3 protein-coding genes and 1 pseudogene are annotated in these 3,321 nt (G+C 32.0%); 2 read left to right on the top strand and 2 right to left on the bottom strand.

What is annotated here, in order from left to right:
• Nucleotides 1-613 (top strand): IS982 family transposase (locus tag FC37_RS09695; protein WP_056945638.1); only part of this gene is annotated, 613 nt, incomplete at its 5' end.
• A 26-nt stretch (nucleotides 614-639) separates the two neighbouring features.
• Here FC37_RS09695 and FC37_RS09690 read toward each other — a convergent pair.
• Nucleotides 640-2,025 carry a hypothetical protein gene (locus FC37_RS09690; RefSeq protein ID WP_025006384.1) on the bottom strand — a complete coding sequence of 462 codons (1,386 nt, stop codon included), beginning with the start codon at nucleotides 2,023-2,025 and terminating at the stop codon, nucleotides 640-642.
• The gene (locus FC37_RS09685; protein WP_025006385.1) at nucleotides 2,018-2,803 is read right to left on the bottom strand and encodes a DNA/RNA non-specific endonuclease; all 786 of its coding nucleotides are present in this window, start codon (nucleotides 2,801-2,803) and stop codon (nucleotides 2,018-2,020) included. Before FC37_RS09685 ends, FC37_RS09690 begins: the two co-directional genes overlap by 8 nt.
• 304 nt (nucleotides 2,804-3,107) lie before the next feature.
• Between FC37_RS09685 and FC37_RS10915 the strand changes: the two are divergent.
• Nucleotides 3,108-3,321: pseudogene (locus FC37_RS10915) on the top strand (hypothetical protein); the annotation flags it as partial.

Genomic DNA, 3,321 nt, shown 5'->3' with positions numbered 1-3,321 from the left:
TAATCGCAGAGCACGCATGCTTTTGCCATTGATCTATTTAATTCGACATGGCCTTACTGAAAAAGTAGATCTGTTAGGCGACATTTTGATTATTGATAGCTTTCCTGTGCCAGTCTGTCAGCCAATTCGCAATCGTCGAGCAAAGATCTTTCGCGGCTATGCCGATATTGGCTATAAGGCAACCAAAAAAATCTATTATTATGGTTTTAAGGTTCACGCTATTGTTAGCGACGACGGCTACTTGCTAGATTATATCGTAACCAAGGCCTCAGTTCATGATGTTAAGGAAACAGTAGAACTGATTACTAACGCTCATCCTGAAAATTGTTACCTTTTGGGCGATGAAGGATATTTGGGCAAAAACCTGCATCAACGCTTAGAGCAAATGGGCTATACGCTTTGGACACCATATCTTAAAAACATGAAGAATGATCAAAAGCACAATAAGCACTATTTAATGGCACTCAGAAGGACCATCGAGAGTGATTTTTCGCTTTTGTCTTACTACAACGCTGAAAATAATCGAGCTAGAAGTTTAGCAGGTTTTCAAGAGAGACTCGAAGTTGCCATTTTAGCTTATAATATGGCATATTGTCTAGAACGATTTAACTAGCACCACGCGTAATGTCTCTATTAATATCAATTTTTTAAACTTTCCAAACGTCTGTTAATTATTTCAGGATGACAATAAAGCCATAAATCTCCAACAGTAGACATATTCTTATCAAGAATTTTTATGAATACATTAATAAAAAAGTTAACCGTCAATGTAAAAAATGTCTTATATTCATTTTCATCAACTGTAGTTATACCATCGTGCACTATTTCATCTCTTAAATCACCATAATGCATGAATTTATCCCAAATTTCTTGTTGTGAGAATGAAATGCCTTTATCAATAAATGAGACAATATCTGCAACTTGTGTTTTTTTCCAAGTTAATCTGTCTACTTCCTCACTTTTTCTTCTACTAGACGTAAAAAGTTTTATACTTTGACCATCTGAAGTCATAATTCGTTGATTTTTTATTTCTGGCTTCTCTCTACTTAAAAAAGTGTCAAGAGATATCATTCCTTGTAAAAAGCCTCTATATTGTAATGGATCCCTGATTGCTTGGCCCAACCAACTAAAAGCAATTTGATACCTTTTCATCAATACATTCTCAGACAAAAGATCAGGCAACCTAATCATTCCGTCGACATAATCCCGAATTTTTATTAAGTCATCTTGAGTTACAAATTGTAAATTAGGACTCGGTTCAAAGGAAAGCGTTCTAAATTTTTTGCGATCATTTATAAAGAATGAGATAGCATCCGTTTCACAAAATCTTGGAAAGGAATAACCATCTTGTTCTTTAACATTCCATTTTCTTATTTGTAACGGATACTTATATAGTCCATATACAAGATTTATACAATCAATAACCTTTTGAGCTAAATTAATAGCTTTCTTATATGCCTTTTCTGATGCACATCCTCGCACTTTTACCGATAATGCAGTATCATTTTTTTCGACAGTTGACAGAATTGCATTATCATCTGTTTCCTTAATTTTCACAAACGTTCTAATAAGATTTATTCTCAATACTTTATCAATAAATACATTTGAATTAAAACTTACTCGTTTTTTTAGAATGGGTATATTTATAATTTTAAAACAGTAGGTAGTATATATTTTCTTTCTATTTGTCCAATCATAGACCCATTCATCAACAGTTAAAGATTTTCCCTCATCAAATACATAATGACAAAAAACAGCATAGAAACTATCACTTATACCATTTTTAGAATAAAAATCCTTCAAATCAGGATTCGTTTTCTCCCAGATTGAATTAAAAATCTTCAACTGTGTTATCGTTTCATATTCATCTTTTTCTACATATAATGTCTTATCCCGATTCCAAAGAAACATATCTTCTTTCTTTGTTAAAGGAGTAATAGGATGGACATTTTTCTTACAATGAGCTAAAAACTCTTTTGTAACTTTATAAATTTGAGGTCGTGTTAGGTATTTAATTTTATTCATCTTTCTTTCCCTTTAGGCCGTACTTATAAAAATCCCGATTTCCATTTATATTTTTAGGATATTTTTTAACGTTATCTTTACTGTCATCATAGTTAGGTACAAAGACATGAAACGGGACCTTAATATCCTTCTTATCTAAATTAAAATCACTTTTATTATCTGTATCTCTAAAAGCAATTATTCTAGTCCCAATTGGGATTTCATCTTGTTCATCGTAAAAGACTGGTTCAATCTGATAATAAATATTACTATTATTCTCTTCGATTTCTTTGATTACTCTCGTTTCAAAAAGAGATTGCCCATACTTACCATTACAATTTCGATTAACATTTTTAAATTGATAAATAATATTAGATCGTTTATTCTTATAAAAAAATGGCCTAAGCTCTTCTATATTCGAGCCGATATACTGCATAAATTCTTTTGCGAGCAAATGTCCTTTATCTAAATCAAAATAATATCCCTTAGGAAAAGGAACTATTTTGAGTTCAGGTATATCAACCTTTCCAGGTTTCTTAGATAAATATACTGTCCATGTAATTGGAGTCTTCTTCTTTATTTCACTATCTTCGGCAAATACAGGTCCATAATCCGATAAATTATCTTTAATACCATCAATAAGTGAATCAGAAGCGTCTAAATAAAAATATCCACAATCTTTATTTACATCAAAATATAGTCTGGGCTCATATTCATTTATGTTTTTTAATCCATCGGATATATTTTCTACACCCCATTTATCAACCAATGTATTTATAAAATCTTGTTTGTCAGTCATAGCAAGTACCTAAGTAATTAAATTATCCATATCACTAAAAAAGCTCCAATAACCTCTAAACCAGAGATTACTGGAGCTACAGTTTATCAACACTTAAATTATATCAAAAAATGCATCCCACAAAGGGATGCATTCATTTTATACTCTATTACTATTTCGGCTCTATAATTTTTCCTGTTGATGACTTATCTGTATGATAAGCTGTTAACAGGTTTTTTTATTGCATAAAGAAGAGGACATAGTCCCCCTGCTACAATAAAAATCCGTTCCACCAAATATTCTATGTATAAACAAAGGTATTACTATGTCCTCTTACAATAATTCTATTAAATTTTCCCTTGATATTGAAGACTCTAACATAATTTTTGAAGATTATTTTTATCGCATTGAGCATGGCATTAAGCAGAAGATCTATCAAGCAGTGCTGATCCCGCCTGCATGTCCTTACTGCGGCTCAGTCAGCTTGGTTCATGTCATGCGTAATATCTGCGCTAAAGTACGCGTGGAGGATCGCGAGG

Source organism: Lactobacillus gallinarum DSM 10532 = JCM 2011 (genome assembly GCF_001434975.1).
GTDB lineage: Bacteria > Bacillota > Bacilli > Lactobacillales > Lactobacillaceae > Lactobacillus > Lactobacillus gallinarum.
This window is presented reverse-complemented; position numbering and strand designations above follow the sequence as displayed.